This window comes from Bacillus sp. SW14 (assembly GCF_047608225.1).
Lineage (GTDB): Bacteria > Bacillota > Bacilli > Bacillales > Bacillaceae > Bacillus > Bacillus subtilis_G.
Genome location: NZ_JBLKRW010000001.1, coordinates 2,068,305 through 2,082,187, shown reverse-complemented (window position 1 = coordinate 2,082,187; position 13,883 = coordinate 2,068,305). Strand labels below are relative to the sequence as shown.

General features: G+C 34.9%; 24 protein-coding genes and 3 pseudogenes. All 27 read right to left on the bottom strand.

The features are described 5' to 3' along the window. Positions 1-13: 13 nt before the first annotated feature. Positions 14-358: a hypothetical protein gene (locus ACMX2I_RS11045; protein WP_414956953.1), complete on the bottom strand. Its 345-nt coding sequence runs from the start codon at positions 356-358 to the stop codon at positions 14-16. 142 nt (positions 359-500) lie between these two features. After that, positions 501-794: a hypothetical protein gene (locus ACMX2I_RS11040; RefSeq protein ID WP_414956952.1), complete on the bottom strand. Its 294-nt coding sequence runs from the start codon at positions 792-794 to the stop codon at positions 501-503. 17 nt (positions 795-811) lie between these two features. Continuing rightward, the gene (locus ACMX2I_RS11035) at positions 812-967 is read right to left on the bottom strand and encodes a hypothetical protein (protein WP_326145002.1); all 156 of its coding nucleotides are present in this window, start codon (positions 965-967) and stop codon (positions 812-814) included. A gap of 465 nt (positions 968-1,432) precedes the next feature. Beyond that, positions 1,433-1,861: a dUTP diphosphatase DutA gene (gene dutA, locus ACMX2I_RS11030; RefSeq protein WP_414956951.1), complete on the bottom strand. Its 429-nt coding sequence runs from the start codon at positions 1,859-1,861 to the stop codon at positions 1,433-1,435. A 71-nt stretch (positions 1,862-1,932) separates the two neighbouring features. Beyond that, on the bottom strand, positions 1,933-2,295 hold the full coding sequence (locus ACMX2I_RS11025) for a hypothetical protein (RefSeq protein ID WP_414956950.1): 363 nt from the start codon (positions 2,293-2,295) through the stop codon (positions 1,933-1,935). Between the two features lie 50 nt (positions 2,296-2,345). Next, positions 2,346-2,852, bottom strand: a complete 507-nt coding sequence (locus tag ACMX2I_RS11020; RefSeq protein ID WP_414956949.1) for a hypothetical protein — start codon at positions 2,850-2,852, stop codon at positions 2,346-2,348. Positions 2,853-2,871: 19 nt separating this feature from the next. After that, positions 2,872-3,228, bottom strand: coding sequence for an aminoacyl-tRNA hydrolase (locus tag ACMX2I_RS11015; RefSeq protein ID WP_414956948.1), 357 nt, complete (start codon positions 3,226-3,228; stop codon positions 2,872-2,874). A gap of 226 nt (positions 3,229-3,454) precedes the next feature. Next, positions 3,455-3,697, bottom strand: a complete 243-nt coding sequence (locus ACMX2I_RS11010; RefSeq protein WP_144460203.1) for a thioredoxin family protein — start codon at positions 3,695-3,697, stop codon at positions 3,455-3,457. Next, on the bottom strand, positions 3,684-4,673 hold the full coding sequence (nrdF, locus tag ACMX2I_RS11005) for a class 1b ribonucleoside-diphosphate reductase subunit beta (protein ID WP_414958326.1): 990 nt from the start codon (positions 4,671-4,673) through the stop codon (positions 3,684-3,686). The genes ACMX2I_RS11010 and nrdF overlap by 14 nt, the downstream gene beginning before the upstream one ends. 248 nt (positions 4,674-4,921) lie before the next feature. Further along, positions 4,922-6,235: pseudogene (locus tag ACMX2I_RS11000) on the bottom strand (ribonucleoside-diphosphate reductase subunit alpha); the annotation flags it as partial. Positions 6,236-6,299: 64 nt separating this feature from the next. After that, positions 6,300-7,031: an NUMOD3 domain-containing DNA-binding protein gene (locus ACMX2I_RS10995; RefSeq protein WP_414956947.1), complete on the bottom strand. Its 732-nt coding sequence runs from the start codon at positions 7,029-7,031 to the stop codon at positions 6,300-6,302. 152 nt (positions 7,032-7,183) lie between these two features. After that, positions 7,184-7,969: pseudogene (locus ACMX2I_RS10990) on the bottom strand (ribonucleotide reductase N-terminal alpha domain-containing protein); the annotation flags it as partial. Then, entirely contained in the window at positions 7,932-8,327 is a 396-nt protein-coding gene (gene nrdI, locus ACMX2I_RS10985) for a class Ib ribonucleoside-diphosphate reductase assembly flavoprotein NrdI (RefSeq protein WP_414956946.1), read from the bottom strand. The pseudogene ACMX2I_RS10990 and the gene nrdI, both read right to left, overlap by 38 nt. Beyond that, a complete protein-coding gene (locus tag ACMX2I_RS10980; RefSeq protein ID WP_305090386.1) occupies positions 8,327-8,674 on the bottom strand; it encodes a hypothetical protein in 348 nt (115 codons plus the stop codon). Before ACMX2I_RS10980 ends, nrdI begins: the two co-directional genes overlap by 1 nt. A gap of 473 nt (positions 8,675-9,147) precedes the next feature. Further along, a complete protein-coding gene (locus ACMX2I_RS10975; RefSeq protein WP_414956945.1) occupies positions 9,148-9,444 on the bottom strand; it encodes a hypothetical protein in 297 nt (98 codons plus the stop codon). Positions 9,445-9,551: 107 nt separating this feature from the next. Further along, the gene (locus tag ACMX2I_RS10970) at positions 9,552-9,977 is read right to left on the bottom strand and encodes a hypothetical protein (protein WP_414956944.1); all 426 of its coding nucleotides are present in this window, start codon (positions 9,975-9,977) and stop codon (positions 9,552-9,554) included. A 15-nt stretch (positions 9,978-9,992) separates the two neighbouring features. Further along, positions 9,993-10,355 (bottom strand): hypothetical protein, encoded by a 363-nt coding sequence (locus tag ACMX2I_RS10965; RefSeq protein WP_414958325.1) that lies wholly within the window; start codon positions 10,353-10,355, stop codon positions 9,993-9,995. Between the two features lie 54 nt (positions 10,356-10,409). After that, complete coding sequence (locus ACMX2I_RS10960; protein ID WP_414956942.1) at positions 10,410-10,862, bottom strand: hypothetical protein; 453 nt, start codon at positions 10,860-10,862, stop codon at positions 10,410-10,412. 37 nt (positions 10,863-10,899) lie between these two features. Next, on the bottom strand, positions 10,900-11,082 hold the full coding sequence (locus ACMX2I_RS10955; protein WP_414956941.1) for a hypothetical protein: 183 nt from the start codon (positions 11,080-11,082) through the stop codon (positions 10,900-10,902). A 43-nt stretch (positions 11,083-11,125) separates the two neighbouring features. Beyond that, positions 11,126-11,660: pseudogene (locus ACMX2I_RS10950) on the bottom strand (hypothetical protein). A 6-nt stretch (positions 11,661-11,666) separates the two neighbouring features. Beyond that, entirely contained in the window at positions 11,667-12,119 is a 453-nt protein-coding gene (locus ACMX2I_RS10945) for a metallophosphoesterase (RefSeq protein ID WP_414956939.1), read from the bottom strand. Positions 12,120-12,240: 121 nt separating this feature from the next. Further along, entirely contained in the window at positions 12,241-12,504 is a 264-nt protein-coding gene (locus tag ACMX2I_RS10940; protein WP_032721785.1) for a hypothetical protein, read from the bottom strand. Positions 12,505-12,538: 34 nt separating this feature from the next. Continuing rightward, positions 12,539-12,751: a hypothetical protein gene (locus ACMX2I_RS10935; protein WP_414956938.1), complete on the bottom strand. Its 213-nt coding sequence runs from the start codon at positions 12,749-12,751 to the stop codon at positions 12,539-12,541. 66 nt (positions 12,752-12,817) lie between these two features. Then, positions 12,818-13,000, bottom strand: coding sequence for a hypothetical protein (locus ACMX2I_RS10930; protein WP_106021389.1), 183 nt, complete (start codon positions 12,998-13,000; stop codon positions 12,818-12,820). 12 nt (positions 13,001-13,012) lie between these two features. Next, positions 13,013-13,240 (bottom strand): hypothetical protein, encoded by a 228-nt coding sequence (locus ACMX2I_RS10925; protein ID WP_414956937.1) that lies wholly within the window; start codon positions 13,238-13,240, stop codon positions 13,013-13,015. Between the two features lie 39 nt (positions 13,241-13,279). Next, positions 13,280-13,645 (bottom strand): hypothetical protein, encoded by a 366-nt coding sequence (locus ACMX2I_RS10920; protein ID WP_414956936.1) that lies wholly within the window; start codon positions 13,643-13,645, stop codon positions 13,280-13,282. A 2-nt stretch (positions 13,646-13,647) separates the two neighbouring features. Then, a complete protein-coding gene (locus ACMX2I_RS10915; protein WP_414958324.1) occupies positions 13,648-13,866 on the bottom strand; it encodes a hypothetical protein in 219 nt (72 codons plus the stop codon). Between the last annotated feature and the right edge of the window lie 17 nt (positions 13,867-13,883).

The window sequence follows — 13,883 nt, the reverse complement described above, 5'->3', positions numbered from 1 at the left end:
TTAATTAAATATTTTATAAGAATACATCTGCCAAATAAAATACAACAAAAAGAAAATTCCCACAAACAAACAGCCAGTAAATATATGTATTTTGCTTAGTTTTTTCACCGTCTAATACATCTAAAACTTTAAACATGCTAAGGACAACATAAATAAGTGAAACTGCTGTCCATGCAAGCATTAGAATGTTATCGTGTGAAACTAATCCAATATAAGCCAAAGGTACAATGAAAGATATTCCCTTGAGCAAAGTAAACAGGTAAATCAAATTCTTATTCCGTTTCAAATTTTCTAATGTTGAATTATCGAGCACATTCTTTACTTTTCTATACGCATTACCTTCTCCTCGAACAATCAATCTGACCTCATTAATGTTTAATGCAATTAGATAAGCTACTAGAAATAAAGTTACATATGTTATAATAAACATCTCCTAATTTTATATTTGCATTTGATTAACTATTACTCACCCTCAAATTCAACACCATTAATATTTGCTTTTATTCAAATAGCTCCCCTTTAAAACCATTCACTTGATCAGCAATACTTTCTTTAATTGCATGCGGTAACTGATCAATCCCTTTTACAATCCGTTTCTGACCAGTTTTCCTGATTTTTGTAGTCATCTCTTTAAAACACTCTAAAGCAGTATCTGAGATTTCATCATATAGCCCCTGAATTTTCACTAATACACTTAAATATTCTTCGTCACCTTCTTCAAATAGTGACAACCCTTCTTCAAGTTTGTTGATCTTTTCAATACTTTTTAATATTTTATTTTTATCCTTTAACAATTAATCACCCACCTATTTTAATTATGGTCGATCATCTTCAAGAAATTAGATGCTGCCTTTTTGTATCTCAGATCTTTTTCATACTCAGCAACTTGTCTCATATGCTCAATAAATTCATCTTCAAGTCCTTGTAACTGAAGAAATCCAAAACAAAGACCGTTCCTATACAGCATGTCATCATATTATGCTTGTAAAGCTCTTTCTTTGTTGTTAATGATCTCTTTCCTCTATTGATTTTAGATATAAGTATTCTTTTATTTAAATGCTTAATCCATCGACACCTATATCCTAAATGTGGTAAAATCGACGTCAATTATTAAATCTGTAAAAACAAAGAAAGGAAGTATTGATATGTATTTGAGTATTATAATTTTAGCATCCATGCTTTTATGGGGTGCAGTTATCCATGAACTAAGTAAACCACCAAAAAAGCAAAGCACAAGAAAAATTGTTTCTTTGACATCTTTAGGTTCTTTATCGACTTTAGTTATTACTATTTCACTTTTTCAAAACTTCCCTTTTTAATTAAATCCTTCGTATTAAAATATTCATTTTAAACATAATATTTATATGTACCTTGGCTGAAACCTCCATTGTTCAGATCACAGCATGAGTACAGCCAAGGTTTTTAAATTTGCTTATTTCGTTCCCGTAGAACCGAGTCCTCCTCTATCCTCGTTTCCCAAATGCTCAACTTCAACCAATTCAACCGCCCGCATTTTCTTCATGATTCTAAATTGACAGATACGATCACCCTTCTTAATCTCTGTATCACGCAATGCATAAGCAGGAAAGAACCAAAAATCATTGTCTCCCTTGTATGACTCATCGATAACACCCATTGAGTTTGTTTGAATCACACCAAAGTTCTTATACGTACTCGAACGAGGAACGACATGTGCTTCATAACCTTCAGGCAATTCCATGGCCACACCTAATGGGACAAGTTTAAATTCATCTTTTTTGATCACTGCATCTTCAGCTGCACGAAGATCAATCCAATCACCTTGCTCAATTTTGCTGATTCTTGTTTGTGTTTCATCTAAGTATTTGATTTTAATTTGCATTATGTAATAGCTCCTTTTGTTTTTGGTATGTAAGTTCTTGTATTGCATTCTTCAGTTAAACAAACAGTTCGTTATTGTTCGAACTTTGCCCTCAACTCTTCATATAGTTTACGATCACGTTCTTCTTTCTCTTTGAGATACTTTTCTCTTTCAACATCTTGCTTCTTTTTTAGCTCATTCTCATACTCTTCCCACTCTGTTTCATCAATCACTCCTTTGTCATGCAAGTCTTTTTTTAGAGGATGTAATATTTTCTTAGCTTCATGCGGGTATAATATTCTTGTCTCATAGCCATCATCCCAGTCAGATTGTTGACAAACCGTAAACACGCCTCCATCTTTAGTAATAATCGTTGTTTGCTCACAAAATTGATTTGCCCAAACATAAGCAACTTCTTTTCCGATTAACCCTTCCTGATTTTCAATGAAATACATTTATTTGCTCCTTTAAATTTAAGTTTGTTTAAAATTACCCTTTTATTTGACTATTCAAGGTCAACTTTATATTCCTGGGTAACTGTGTGCTCGGGTAAAAAGAAATCGTATGAACTATCCTTAAACAATGGAGATTCCCCAAACATGAACCTTACAAATTTATTCTCATATTCATAATCGTACTTTTTCACATATGGAGTCTTATAGTCTCCTTCTTTTACTCTAGAAGCTTCTGCTTTAACTTTATGTACTGATTTAAATCCCTGCTTTTCACTAACGAAATAGAAATATTGTGTATCGTCAATGATTCCTGAACCAAGTACAAAATTACCGCTGACATTCGAGGAGTCTTTAATTGAATAAACATTTGTTTTTTCTTGCAATACCGCTCGGTTATCAAAGGGACAAATCACCCCAATCAGTCCAACACAAAAAAGTGTAACAATGGCTGCCACGATCCCACAGAACAAAGAATAAATCAATTCCCCGTATGTATCTATTAAAACAGCTATTGTTGTTATAACAAGCACAATTCCAGCCAATATCAATAATCCCACTAATTTATCTCCTCTATTTTTAATTATAAAGTTTTAGCTCCTTGACCCAATCGGGTAGCTCTTCAGGTGTCATAATGCCGTAGTTAACACAAGTCAGAGTATTAGGTTGAAGCTGTGTATAGCCTTTATCCCTAATAACAGCATGATCTCCTTCACTTTCAAGCTCTTCAAGTTTCCATTGTGGGCATTTTAAAATAATTTTCTTTTGTTCTTTCATGTATTCATCTAGGCTTATAATTTCTCTTCCTTCACTTAATGGCTTGACCGCTTTGTGATATACATAGCTCATTACTGCATGTCCAACCTGCCCTGCTAACTTCCCTTTGCTGATTTTGATATCCTCGTTAACTAAAATATACATTCTATAATCTCTCATATTTAACCTCATTTATTATTTTTACTGAACGATTTCCCACTGTTCCACATTCAAACTCTTTACTGTATGAGGAGATACTTCATCGCACCAGATGACTGGTGTACCGGTGTTGTCTGCACTATCTCCATACACTATGTAATTGCAATTAGTTTCAAAATGCCAATCACCTTTAAGGCATTTAAGTGTGTCACCAATCTTAATTAAAGACTTTTGTTCTTCTGTGATTTTAAACAACCTCCCTCACTAACTCATCAAGCTCATCAGGTTTAAAGCCAATGCTTCGGTTTACTTCCTCTCCTTGATCACTCAGTAAAATGGTTACCGGTACTCCCATAACACCAAATCTAGCTGCTACTTCTGGTTCCTGTGTAACGTCCACTGTCTCAAATTGAATATCTGCTTGTTCTAAGTAATTGGACACCATTTTACATGGATTGCAATTAGGCTGCTCTAATTTAATTAATCTCATTGATACATCCTTTCTCGGTAAAAATGAAATCTGAATCCTTTAATGGTTCAACCGTTGCTTTTTTGTACCCATTCCCTTTAGTTGAAAAAAAGTCATGGGATTTAGTCTTTGTGCTCAATCCATTAATAACAATTGGGTTAACATCTTCTTCCTCGAACAGATGATCGAATCCCAGGTTGTTTAAAGCTTTATTTGCGTTGTATCTGATGAATTTCTTTACATCTGGAGCTAAAACAACCTGATCATAGACATCTTCTGTATACTCCAATTCATTTTCATAAAGCTCCTGCAGCAAGCTTAAAGCCCATGCATACAGTTCTTTTTGCTCCTTAGGCGTTTGTTTCTTGTATATCTCTTGAGCTAACAATCCGATGTAAACGCCGTGTATCGCCTCGTCACGGATAATAAGGTTGATTATTTCTCCACTTTGCATGAGCTTTCCTTGTCCGTAAAAGTAAAGTGGATAATAAAACCCTGAATAGAACAGAAAACTCTCCAGGAACACAGATGCAACCATTCCTTTAAATAAAGAGATTTCATCGTTTTTCTTAATTGATTTATAAATTGAAACAATTATTCCCGCTTTCTTTTGAAGAAACTTATTGTTTTTTACCCATTCAAACACTTCGTTGATCTGCTCGGTTGGAGCTAATGTAAGAAAGATATTGCTGTAAGACTTCGCATGAACAGCGTTTTCCATCATGGCCATGAAGTTTAAAACTGCCTTTCTTTGATGTCCATCTACATGTTCTGCAATGATAGGCATGCCAGTGTTGCCTTGTTCTGTATCCAACAACGTCAAACCAGCCAATACCTTCATATAAGTGTCCTGCTCGTTTTTTCCGAGGTACTTCCACGTTAAGAGGTCGCCATTTAACGAAATCTCTTCCGGAAGCCAGAATTGCTTAACGTTTTGGTTATAGAACATTTGCGTAAAGTCGTCTTCGTGACTCGACCAATCGGCAGCCGTGTGGATTGCGTTTGCGTTCGTCAATTATTCGTCCTCCTTTAATTTCGGATACCCAATAGCTATTGCAATGTAATAACAATATAAAAAGAACGCCTCCTTTTCCTTTTTAAAGAATATAGGAATCCGTCTTTTCCTCCCCTTCTCATACCAAACCGTTTTCCCTAACGCAAATATCATTCGAAAGTTTCCAATGCTTATAGATTGATATCGGAAGACCTCACCGGCTTCTGTGATACGTTTGTCTCTATAGACCTTTAGACTACGCATGATAAACAGCCCTCCTGCCCCGTATCCTTTGTTCGCGCATAATACAACGTTTTGATTCCTTTGTGATGCGCGTATAAGTCAATCCGGTTCAGATCGCGCGTCGTCATCGTATCTTTCAAGAACAGCGTAAACGAAATGCCCTGGTCGACGTGCTGCTGAATCGTTGCGATCATATCGACGACCTTAAACATATCCATGTCGTACGCTTCCTTGTAGAAGAACCAATTCTGCGGCGATAGCCCCGGCATAGGATAATACGTCTTACTGTTACCGTATGTACGTTCCTCTATTCTCTCCATAATAGGCATTACACCAGCTGTGGATGATTGAACATATGAAATACTTCCGGTAGGTGCAATAGCCTGCCTATACGAATGGTATAAGCCATATTTCATCACATCTTCTTTAAGCTTCATCCAATCTTCAATATTAGGAATATGTTGATCTCCAAACAGCTTTTTAACTTTTTCAAATTTCAGGCTATAATCATTCGTTACGTACTTTTCGAAATACTCACCTGATTTATAAGTCGAACCATCAAACTTGTAGTATGTCTCCCCTGTTTCTCGTGCAATTTCCATTGAACGTTGCAGAGAGTAGAAGTTAACCATCATAAAGTATGTATTAACAAAATCCTTAGCTTCTTCACTTTCATAAGCAATATTATTTTGAGCTAGAAATCCATGGAGGTTCATCTGCCCTAGACCAATTGATCTCATTAGTGTATTTGCTCTCGCAACTGCTGGAGCATTTACAATGTTTGTTTTCCTTGTGACAGTTGTCAGTGAGTCAATTGCTATTCTGACTGTTGAAGCAATTGATTGATTACTCATTACATTTACAATGTTCATTGAGCCAAGATTGCATGAGATATCTAAGCCAATTTCATCTTCTTGATCGTAATCTGTATAGACTGATACTTGGGATGATTGGAGGACTTCAGAACACAAATTCGAAAATTTCACTTTTGAAATATGTTCATTTGGATGAACTTTATTTACATTGTCAGCGAACATAATGTACGGATAGCCTGATTCGCTTCTTAAAATGGCCAATTGCTCTAACAGCTTCCGAGTATTCCCTTTAGCTTTTCTAACTCTAGGGTTTTCGACAAGCTCATCATACATTTTATTGATGTCCATCTCATCAAGATACTGTCCATATTCTTTGTAGACTGAATGAGGATAGAACATGTAATAGTCCTTATCTTCTCTTGCCAATTCAATAAACTTATCAGGAACAACTACACCAATGGATAGTGTTTTAACTCGGACATCTTCATCAGCACTTATTTTTTTGGTCAACTATCCCCTTATTTCTAAGGGGGCTGGACTATATCTTCATCTTAGTAAGATGCTTTGCGCTTCAACCGGCGCTAATCTCCGGCTTACAATTAGTCTCTACACCTTCCGAGCACCTGAAATAATTTTTGAATTTTGGGTTGTTTACACGACTATTTATTGTGTTTCTGCTAATATTTAGTCGCCTACCTGCTTCTGACATAGAATGATAGTAAACTCCGTCTACAATAATCCCGACCCTATTTCCGTTGTTAAGACTAAGCTTAAGACAAGTTTCTTTTGTCTTTTTTCTTCCCTTACGAGATAAAGACATTTTTCGCTTAGTTTCCTCAGTGTGCTTCCTTCCATCAAAACGCTTCTTTATCTTGCTCCGCATTTTCTCCATATGTTCAGGCTTATCGTACCAATAATTATTTTTCCCTGAATTAATTTTGGATGAGTTACGTCTAACCGCCTCTGAATGAGTCTTCCCAAACATAGGATTTTTTTCTCCCTTGTAAGACATTCCAAATGCATTGTCATAAAGATTGTACAACTGTTCTTTTTCAGAATTGGATAGGAATTCCTGTTCTTTTTTATATAGATCAAAACGATTTATGTTGTTAAAGTGATATAAAACTTCAAACAGAAAATTATTCTCTCCATATGTATCAAAGTCTTCTTGTAATGGCTTATTGTGGTGTGAACCAGACTTTAGTAATCTTAAATGCTCTGTCTTCCTTTTTCTAAAATTTGCGCTACTTCCTATGTAGAACTTGCCGTTTTTAATATTTCTTATTTTGTATACAGCCTTCAATGTTTCACCTCCTTTCGTGCTCGGCTTGGCACGGGATTGCCACCACCATTGTGTGCTGAGGTTCCCCCGTTAGCCCTGATCCAGGACACCGCTTTTGCTTGCGTTCACAAAGTTTTCACTGCCATATTGCTATAACAGGCGACTACCAATTAATCGAGAAAATCAATAATGTCTGGATGGAATACACTTAGATAAGCCGCTCCTGACCCTTGCCTTTGTCCCATCTGATCTGCATATCTAAAAGCAGTATCCAATAGCTTCATGACACCTACGACACCCTTAGTCGCATTCTTTACGTCTTTAATCGCTTCACCTTTGGCTCTTAGTTTGTTTAGATTCAATGCTACTCCTCCACCTAACTTAGAAAGCTGCATGGAGATATCAATGGCTCTAGAGATAGCATTCAAGCTGTCATCCACTTCAAGTAAGAAGCAGCTCACCATTTCGCCTCTTCTCTTACGTCCAGCATTAAGAAAAGTAGGTGTTGCCGGCTGATACTCTTGTTTCATCATAGTATGTACTTCCTCAACTGCTTTCTCGTAATCACCATCAGCACAATATAGAGCTACAATTGAGACACGATCCTCATACCTTTCCAGGATCTTTGTTTTATCGTTTGTCTTCAAAGCGTAGTCATTGTAGAACTTAAAGGCACTCATAAAAGAAGGGAATCTGAATTTGTAACTGTAAGCAATCTTATATATTGATTTAATCTGCTCAAATGTATATTTGCTTAAGAATTCTTCTTCGTAATAATCATTATTAATTAAATAATCAAGTTTCTCTTTTAGATCATGGAAAAAGACTGTGTTTTGATTTATGTAATCAACAAAGTAACTATGTACGGCCTCCTTATCCTTTTCGAATTGATACTTCCCATCTTTCTGAATCATGATCTCATTATTGAGCTTGATCCACTTTGGTATTGTGTTTATCAATAAGTTGTACCTCCTGAATGATCTTCTGTAAGTCTTGTTCCGTTCCACTAAGTTCAAACTTTAATAACAATGGTGTGTGGAACTTAGCTGAAAGCTTGTCTCCAGCTAAACCATAGTTATCACCCCAAACCCTGTTACCACTAACAGAAACTCCTCTAATTTTATTTTTATTATTATTGATGAAATTCAAAGTCCTTTCAGGTACTTCCCCAAAGCCTATCGTATATGTAATATGTATGAACTCTTGATTGATGATCGTATCATCAGTTATTTCAATTGCCTCAATATCTAACTTGTGTTGCAACGCTTTTACAAACCTTCTTACATTGCCAGTTTTACTCTCATATGTAATGATCACTAATCGTTATATGCCCCTGTAATTAATCTTGTAGTTGTACATTCAGCTTCATTTTCAACATGGTAATATGCTTCAGCTATTTCACTATTAATAGCTCCCATCTCAGCATAACCTTTGGCCATTTGAGCCTCATATGGAGACAATTCCTCCAATTCAACAGGGATATAGTTATCTTTTTGGCTTTGCGGGATAACCATTTGATGTCCTTCTAAGTCAGTTGCAATAAGTTCTCCCTTAAATACTGTAAATGACTCACCATTTTGCATATGTATCTTCTTATTTTCTTTTGCTTCTTCCATAGTCACCAGATCATTACGCTTTACGTATAACTGTCTAGCTGCCCCCATTTTACATCTCCTTATTATTTGTTTTTATTTTGAATAAAACTATGATTTTATCTAGATTCTTATTTGGCTTTCCTTTGGCTTTATCTTTGTTAGATTCACCTCCTTAAAATATATCTAATGTTTCTCGTTCTGTTCTTTTTTGTGCCTTATAAGGTACCCCTTGCCTCAAAATATGAATTTTCCATAAAAACAAATCTATATATTGTGTTTTCTGAATTTGATAGTATACTATATTTAGTATTACAGAACATATTTTCCCTCGACAGGTGGTGATTTCCTTGGCGAAAACAAGTAGCCGGAGAGTTTCTTCTCCAAAAATGGCTTCAAAGGCATCCAAAGTCCTAAAGTCTAAATCTTCAAGCAAAACTGCTAAGAGCTTAGCAGCTTCAGTTCTTTCACAGGCTAAGTCTAAGAAAAAATAGGGATGGCTTTTGTCATCTCTTTTCTCTTTAAAATCATCCTTTTATTTAAATTCATAGAACTGAAAATTTAATCTTTATTAAATCAGGAGTAATTTCAGTTAAGCTTTTACTTGCCCTAATAATCTTTGTTTCTCCTTGACGACTAGTGACCTCTAAGAATATGGGAACTTCATTGTTATGAGTACTAGATTCTCTAGGTTCAGCATCAACTTGATTAGCAACCTCTAAGAATACACTCCCTTCCTCTTCATACATTTCGCAATCATCAAAATCCCCTATAAATGTTTGTTCATTGGGAAGGTACCTGTTGTCAGTTGTTTTATACAGCTTCTCATTCTTCATTTTCATTTTTTCATCCTTTCGATAAAATAAAACTTTTATTTAGATTTCCCTTTGTTCTGCCAATGGAGTTTAATTTTTTTGTAGCATCACGCTTAGTTTCGATAATCCCATTTTCAATTACTGTTTACTCTAAGCCAGTTTTGCCACCACTTTATTTTTAAATCTCCATTCTTCAAAGCCTTTAAATTGTTATGAAGGTTGTCGGGATGAATTCCATAAACCATTTTTCCTTTAATAAAAATAGCTACCCCTTCATTTTTATAAAAATCATAAGTTGGTTCCCCACTGTAGTCCTTCTCTTCTTCCAATACCGTAAAATCATTAGATAAAGCATTATAGTATGTAATTCGATTTTTCTCTGAGTTTCTTACAAAATCAACTAATATTGAAATTTGTTTTTGAGTTTCTCCCTCATACTTATTGCTGTGCTTGTAATGACATAATAAATTTTCAAATTTATAAAGCTCAGCCTTCCCAATCGTTTTGATTAACTCCCTTAATGCAGTTCCAACCTTATAATTAAGCTTAATTTTATTCATGAAAAATCCCCCTCGTCATCCTTTAATTAAGAAGTACCAAAATCTCTTCCAACACGATGTTTTACTCACATCATTTTGTTTTTCAACACGCTGATTCTCTTGTCTGACATGCTGCTGCCATTCTTCTTCAAGTTTCGTTTGCTCTTGAATGGCTTTTTCTAAGCTTTTTTTGTCTTCAATTATTTTAATGATCTTATCAGTCTGATACGTCCATTCATTATTTGTGTTCCGCTGCCGGTCAATTACAACAACATATTCATTTAAACCAGGGATATATACTTTGCCTCCAATTTCAATTGGCACTAAATCAATAACCCCTTCGAAGAAACAGTTGAATTCTATTTTTTCCTTTTCAGAAAAACGACCGAGTACATCCAATCCATATGTTTTATTGATTATCTGGCCTTCAAACTTGGCTTGATGTCGTCCCACTTATTCACCTCCTTGTAAAAGATGTTTCTTTACAAATTGAAGGAGTGTATCAACGTCTTTCGTAGTTGCTTTATCATTGATCAAGAAGAAATCTGCTATAACATATTTTGAATAGTCACCACCGCCATGATATTCATCTGCCACAATTACTTTTAATTGAATATTTTCGGTTATAGGAATCATATGAACATCTGTTCCATCTGTAATTGGAAAGTCTAAAGGGTACATATCAATATCGTTTTCTGTTAAGTATTCGTTAATTGAATATAGGATTTCTTCCCCTTCAATTTCATCAAAGCTGCCAGTATAGTCGGGAAGTCGCTTTCTAAAATAATCACTTAATTCATTGTTTAAATTGGTTCGCTTTCTCTCAATCAGACCCGTCATACCGACCATTAAGCCTTGTTCTTCCGCTTCTCGAACTATAACCCAGTCTGCTTTTTTGAGCTTCATGTTTATTCCTCGTTTCTATATAAAAATTGAATTTTATTTAGATTACTTCATAATATGTTTGTGATATTCCATAATCATTTCCTTTGCAAAAAACCGTTCCAGTTTCTAGCGCAATCACCTCTTTAACTACCCATTCACTTCCAACCGGATATATAATGTGCCCCCAATGACCTTGTGCTTCCTTTATGATTCTAATTTTGTCTCCTTTTTTAATGCTCATATTTCTCCTTTTGACTCCTCATTATTTGTTTCATCAAAACTTGTTAATCTAAATTCTCCATTACAATTTTTAGATAATCTTTATAGTCAGTAGCAACCACACTGTCTCCTTTAACAAGCTGTTCAGTTTTAACTCCAAAGAACCACCTGTCACCTATCCATTGACGACCAGTCATGTTGTTTAAACCAAGTTCATCATGAGATCTAAAGGGATTCACCTCTTCAATTTGCTCAATCATAGCTTTTATTACTTTAAAGTATTTAGATCGTTTTTTTAAAGCAAAGAAGCCGTCTACTGGATTTTTAACAATGTCGTTTTTAAATACTTCATACGCTTCTGTTCCTTCGTAGACTCCGAAATACTCAGAGTGATAAAACGAAAAACCCTCTTTGACTCCATACTTTTCTTCAAATTTATCAAAGAATGCATTAATATCTTCTTTTCGTTTCTTCTCAGACTTATACCAGTCGCTCTCCTGTTTAACTTCGTAAATTGGTGCATCTAATGTTTGCATACTTTCATCTCCCTTTGTTTTCTTCTTGTTTTAATTTGTCGTGTACTGCGCTTCCCCGGGAAATTAATTTCTATTTCCAATTAGGATTCCTTGCTCCTTCCCACCTTTTTCTGTTAATCCAATCCATCGTAACTGGTTTAAAGTCAGTATTCTCAACACTTACACATACATGACTTAGCTTTTCTAGACCAGTTTCCTCACTGTGTGTATGTCCTTGTACATTGCAGCATACTTTAAATTCCTCAATTAATCTGTTCATATTTCCCTGAGAAATTGGTTCATGAGTAAGGATGTAATCCTCATAGAGATACATCCTATGTGGATCAAAACCAAGTCTTCTAAACTTTGTATCCGAAATTCCTTTGTCATGATTTCCTCTAATAAGTATGTTTCTAGTTTTCTTTAACCGACTCACTATGTACTCAATTCTTTTTGAATTACAGAAAAACATATCTCCAAGCCAAAAGACTGTATCCCCTTCGCTAACCGTTTTATTGAAATTCTCAATAATCACATTGTCCATATGTTCAGTATCTTTAAATGGTCGTTATCACCTTCATATTTGATGATATTCTTATGGCCAAAGTGCGGATCACTGATGAACCATGTATTTGTCATTAAAATACCTCCCTCTCTTTACTCACTTATTCATGAGTAGATTCACGATTAGCTTTCATTGTAGCGACAAAATTGTTATCAAAAGCTTTTTCAGTTAATACATGCTTACTGTACGGTTCAACCAATGTCCATAACCCTCTACCTTCTGTTTCAATTCTCATTGCGAATTTTTCTGCTTCTTCCAGGTTTGTGAAAATCAAATCTTCTCCAGTAACAAAATTGTTATATACTTTTCCATTGTTTTGATCTCCATCACGTCTAACTACGATTACCCATTTTTCTTGATTCACTCATCATCTCTCCATTCTCGATAAAAGGAATATTTTATCCTCTATTTTTGTATTTGTTGTTCAGTCCTAAATAATCTAATGTCTTTTTTACACTTAAATTGCTGCATTCATTCTTCACTCTCTCGGAATAACTCTTTGCACAACGTTCACAACAGTTTAAGTTTTCATAAGTTTTTTCATCACTGATTCTAAGACAAATTGTTTTTCCGCTTATGTACTCTTTACAGATGTCACATATATGATTCATTAACACTCTCCTTTGTCTTAATTTAAGTTTATTATATACATATTCTTTGTATTTGTCTATTGGTTTTTAAATAATTTCTTTAATGTTTTTTAGCTTTGCAAAAACAGACATTATATCTTTATCACACCGCTCCCAAACACGCTTTTCTTCAGGCCTTAAAGTGTTTTCTAAGTAAATATAAAGCTTATCCAATACTCCTTCAGCAGCATCAATATCATCAATTACAAGATCTCTAACAATATCCTTAATGATACCCTCTCCTTATGAAAATATGGTTATGGCTTTTCCATTGTCATTTTTTATGTATGGAGAATATTTTCGCTCAAGATAATTCCTTGACGTTCCTTCTCCCAGACTTACATTATAAATATTCCTTACCTTATGTACTTCATATGCTTGTTCTTTTGCTTGTTCAGGTGATAGCGCCTCAATAACTAGAGACGCATTCTCACCTTTGCTGTCTTTACACCTTACATAATACTTTTTCAATAAACATCCCTTTATCCTTTCGTTTTTTCTTGAAACAATTCAATGAATCAAGCCTCGATATGTATTTGGTTTAATATTGTGTAGATCGATTAGGTTAGTTAACCGCTCGATTTCCTTACTCATCACATAACATTGATCAACATAAAATTTCTTTGGCATAATCACAAACTGACCATCTTTAAATCCTTCCGCACCGGCTTCTTGCATTGCCGCTGGAAAGATATCAATTAAACTCCCTTTTTTAAAGCTCTCAATATACTCATCTACTGAAATATTGTGCAAAACCCTAGCTAATACTCCATTGGTCTTTTCATCGTTATGTACGTAAATGCTTTGTGTATGTGGTTCAATAACTACAAAATCAAGAGCGTTTACCAAGTCAATTTTTTCTTGATCAGTTAGCATATTCACTCTCCTTTTAAATACGACTTGAAAAACTCACTTAAGTTATCAGCCATAGCTGCAGCAACTTCAGAAAAGTATTTATGTCTTTTCTCCTCTGATTTCAAAAACTTAACTGTCGTTTCTGCAATTTCTTTAATCCTGTCTTCTTTGATATTTCCATTCCTAACACGCTCTTTAATTTCCTCTGTCTCTCTTTTTAAAGACTCTGGGTAACTATCCATCTGCTTCACCTCTCAAT

Excerpts from the sequence above, each read along its gene's own strand:
- ACMX2I_RS11035 (WP_326145002.1), bottom strand. The coding sequence starts at position 967 with ATGCTGTATAGGAACGGTCTTTGTTTTGGATTTCTTCAGTTACAAGGA.
- dutA (WP_414956951.1), bottom strand. The coding sequence starts at position 1,861 with ATGCAAATTAAAATCAAATACTTAGATGAAACACAAACAAGAATCAGC.
- ACMX2I_RS11025 (WP_414956950.1), bottom strand. The coding sequence starts at position 2,295 with ATGTATTTCATTGAAAATCAGGAAGGGTTAATCGGAAAAGAAGTTGCT.
- ACMX2I_RS11015 (WP_414956948.1), bottom strand. The coding sequence starts at position 3,228 with ATGAGAGATTATAGAATGTATATTTTAGTTAACGAGGATATCAAAATC.
- ACMX2I_RS11010 (WP_144460203.1), bottom strand. The coding sequence starts at position 3,697 with ATGAGATTAATTAAATTAGAGCAGCCTAATTGCAATCCATGTAAAATG.
- ACMX2I_RS10980 (WP_305090386.1), bottom strand. The coding sequence starts at position 8,674 with ATGGGGGCAGCTAGACAGTTATACGTAAAGCGTAATGATCTGGTGACT.
- ACMX2I_RS10975 (WP_414956945.1), bottom strand. The coding sequence starts at position 9,444 with ATGAAAATGAAGAATGAGAAGCTGTATAAAACAACTGACAACAGGTAC.
- ACMX2I_RS10970 (WP_414956944.1), bottom strand. The coding sequence starts at position 9,977 with ATGAATAAAATTAAGCTTAATTATAAGGTTGGAACTGCATTAAGGGAG.
- ACMX2I_RS10960 (WP_414956942.1), bottom strand. The coding sequence starts at position 10,862 with ATGAAGCTCAAAAAAGCAGACTGGGTTATAGTTCGAGAAGCGGAAGAA.
- ACMX2I_RS10955 (WP_414956941.1), bottom strand. The coding sequence starts at position 11,082 with ATGAGCATTAAAAAAGGAGACAAAATTAGAATCATAAAGGAAGCACAA.
- ACMX2I_RS10945 (WP_414956939.1), bottom strand. The coding sequence starts at position 12,119 with ATGGACAATGTGATTATTGAGAATTTCAATAAAACGGTTAGCGAAGGG.
- ACMX2I_RS10935 (WP_414956938.1), bottom strand. The coding sequence starts at position 12,751 with ATGAATCATATATGTGACATCTGTAAAGAGTACATAAGCGGAAAAACA.
- ACMX2I_RS10920 (WP_414956936.1), bottom strand. The coding sequence starts at position 13,645 with ATGCTAACTGATCAAGAAAAAATTGACTTGGTAAACGCTCTTGATTTT.
- ACMX2I_RS10915 (WP_414958324.1), bottom strand. The coding sequence starts at position 13,866 with ATGGATAGTTACCCAGAGTCTTTAAAAAGAGAGACAGAGGAAATTAAA.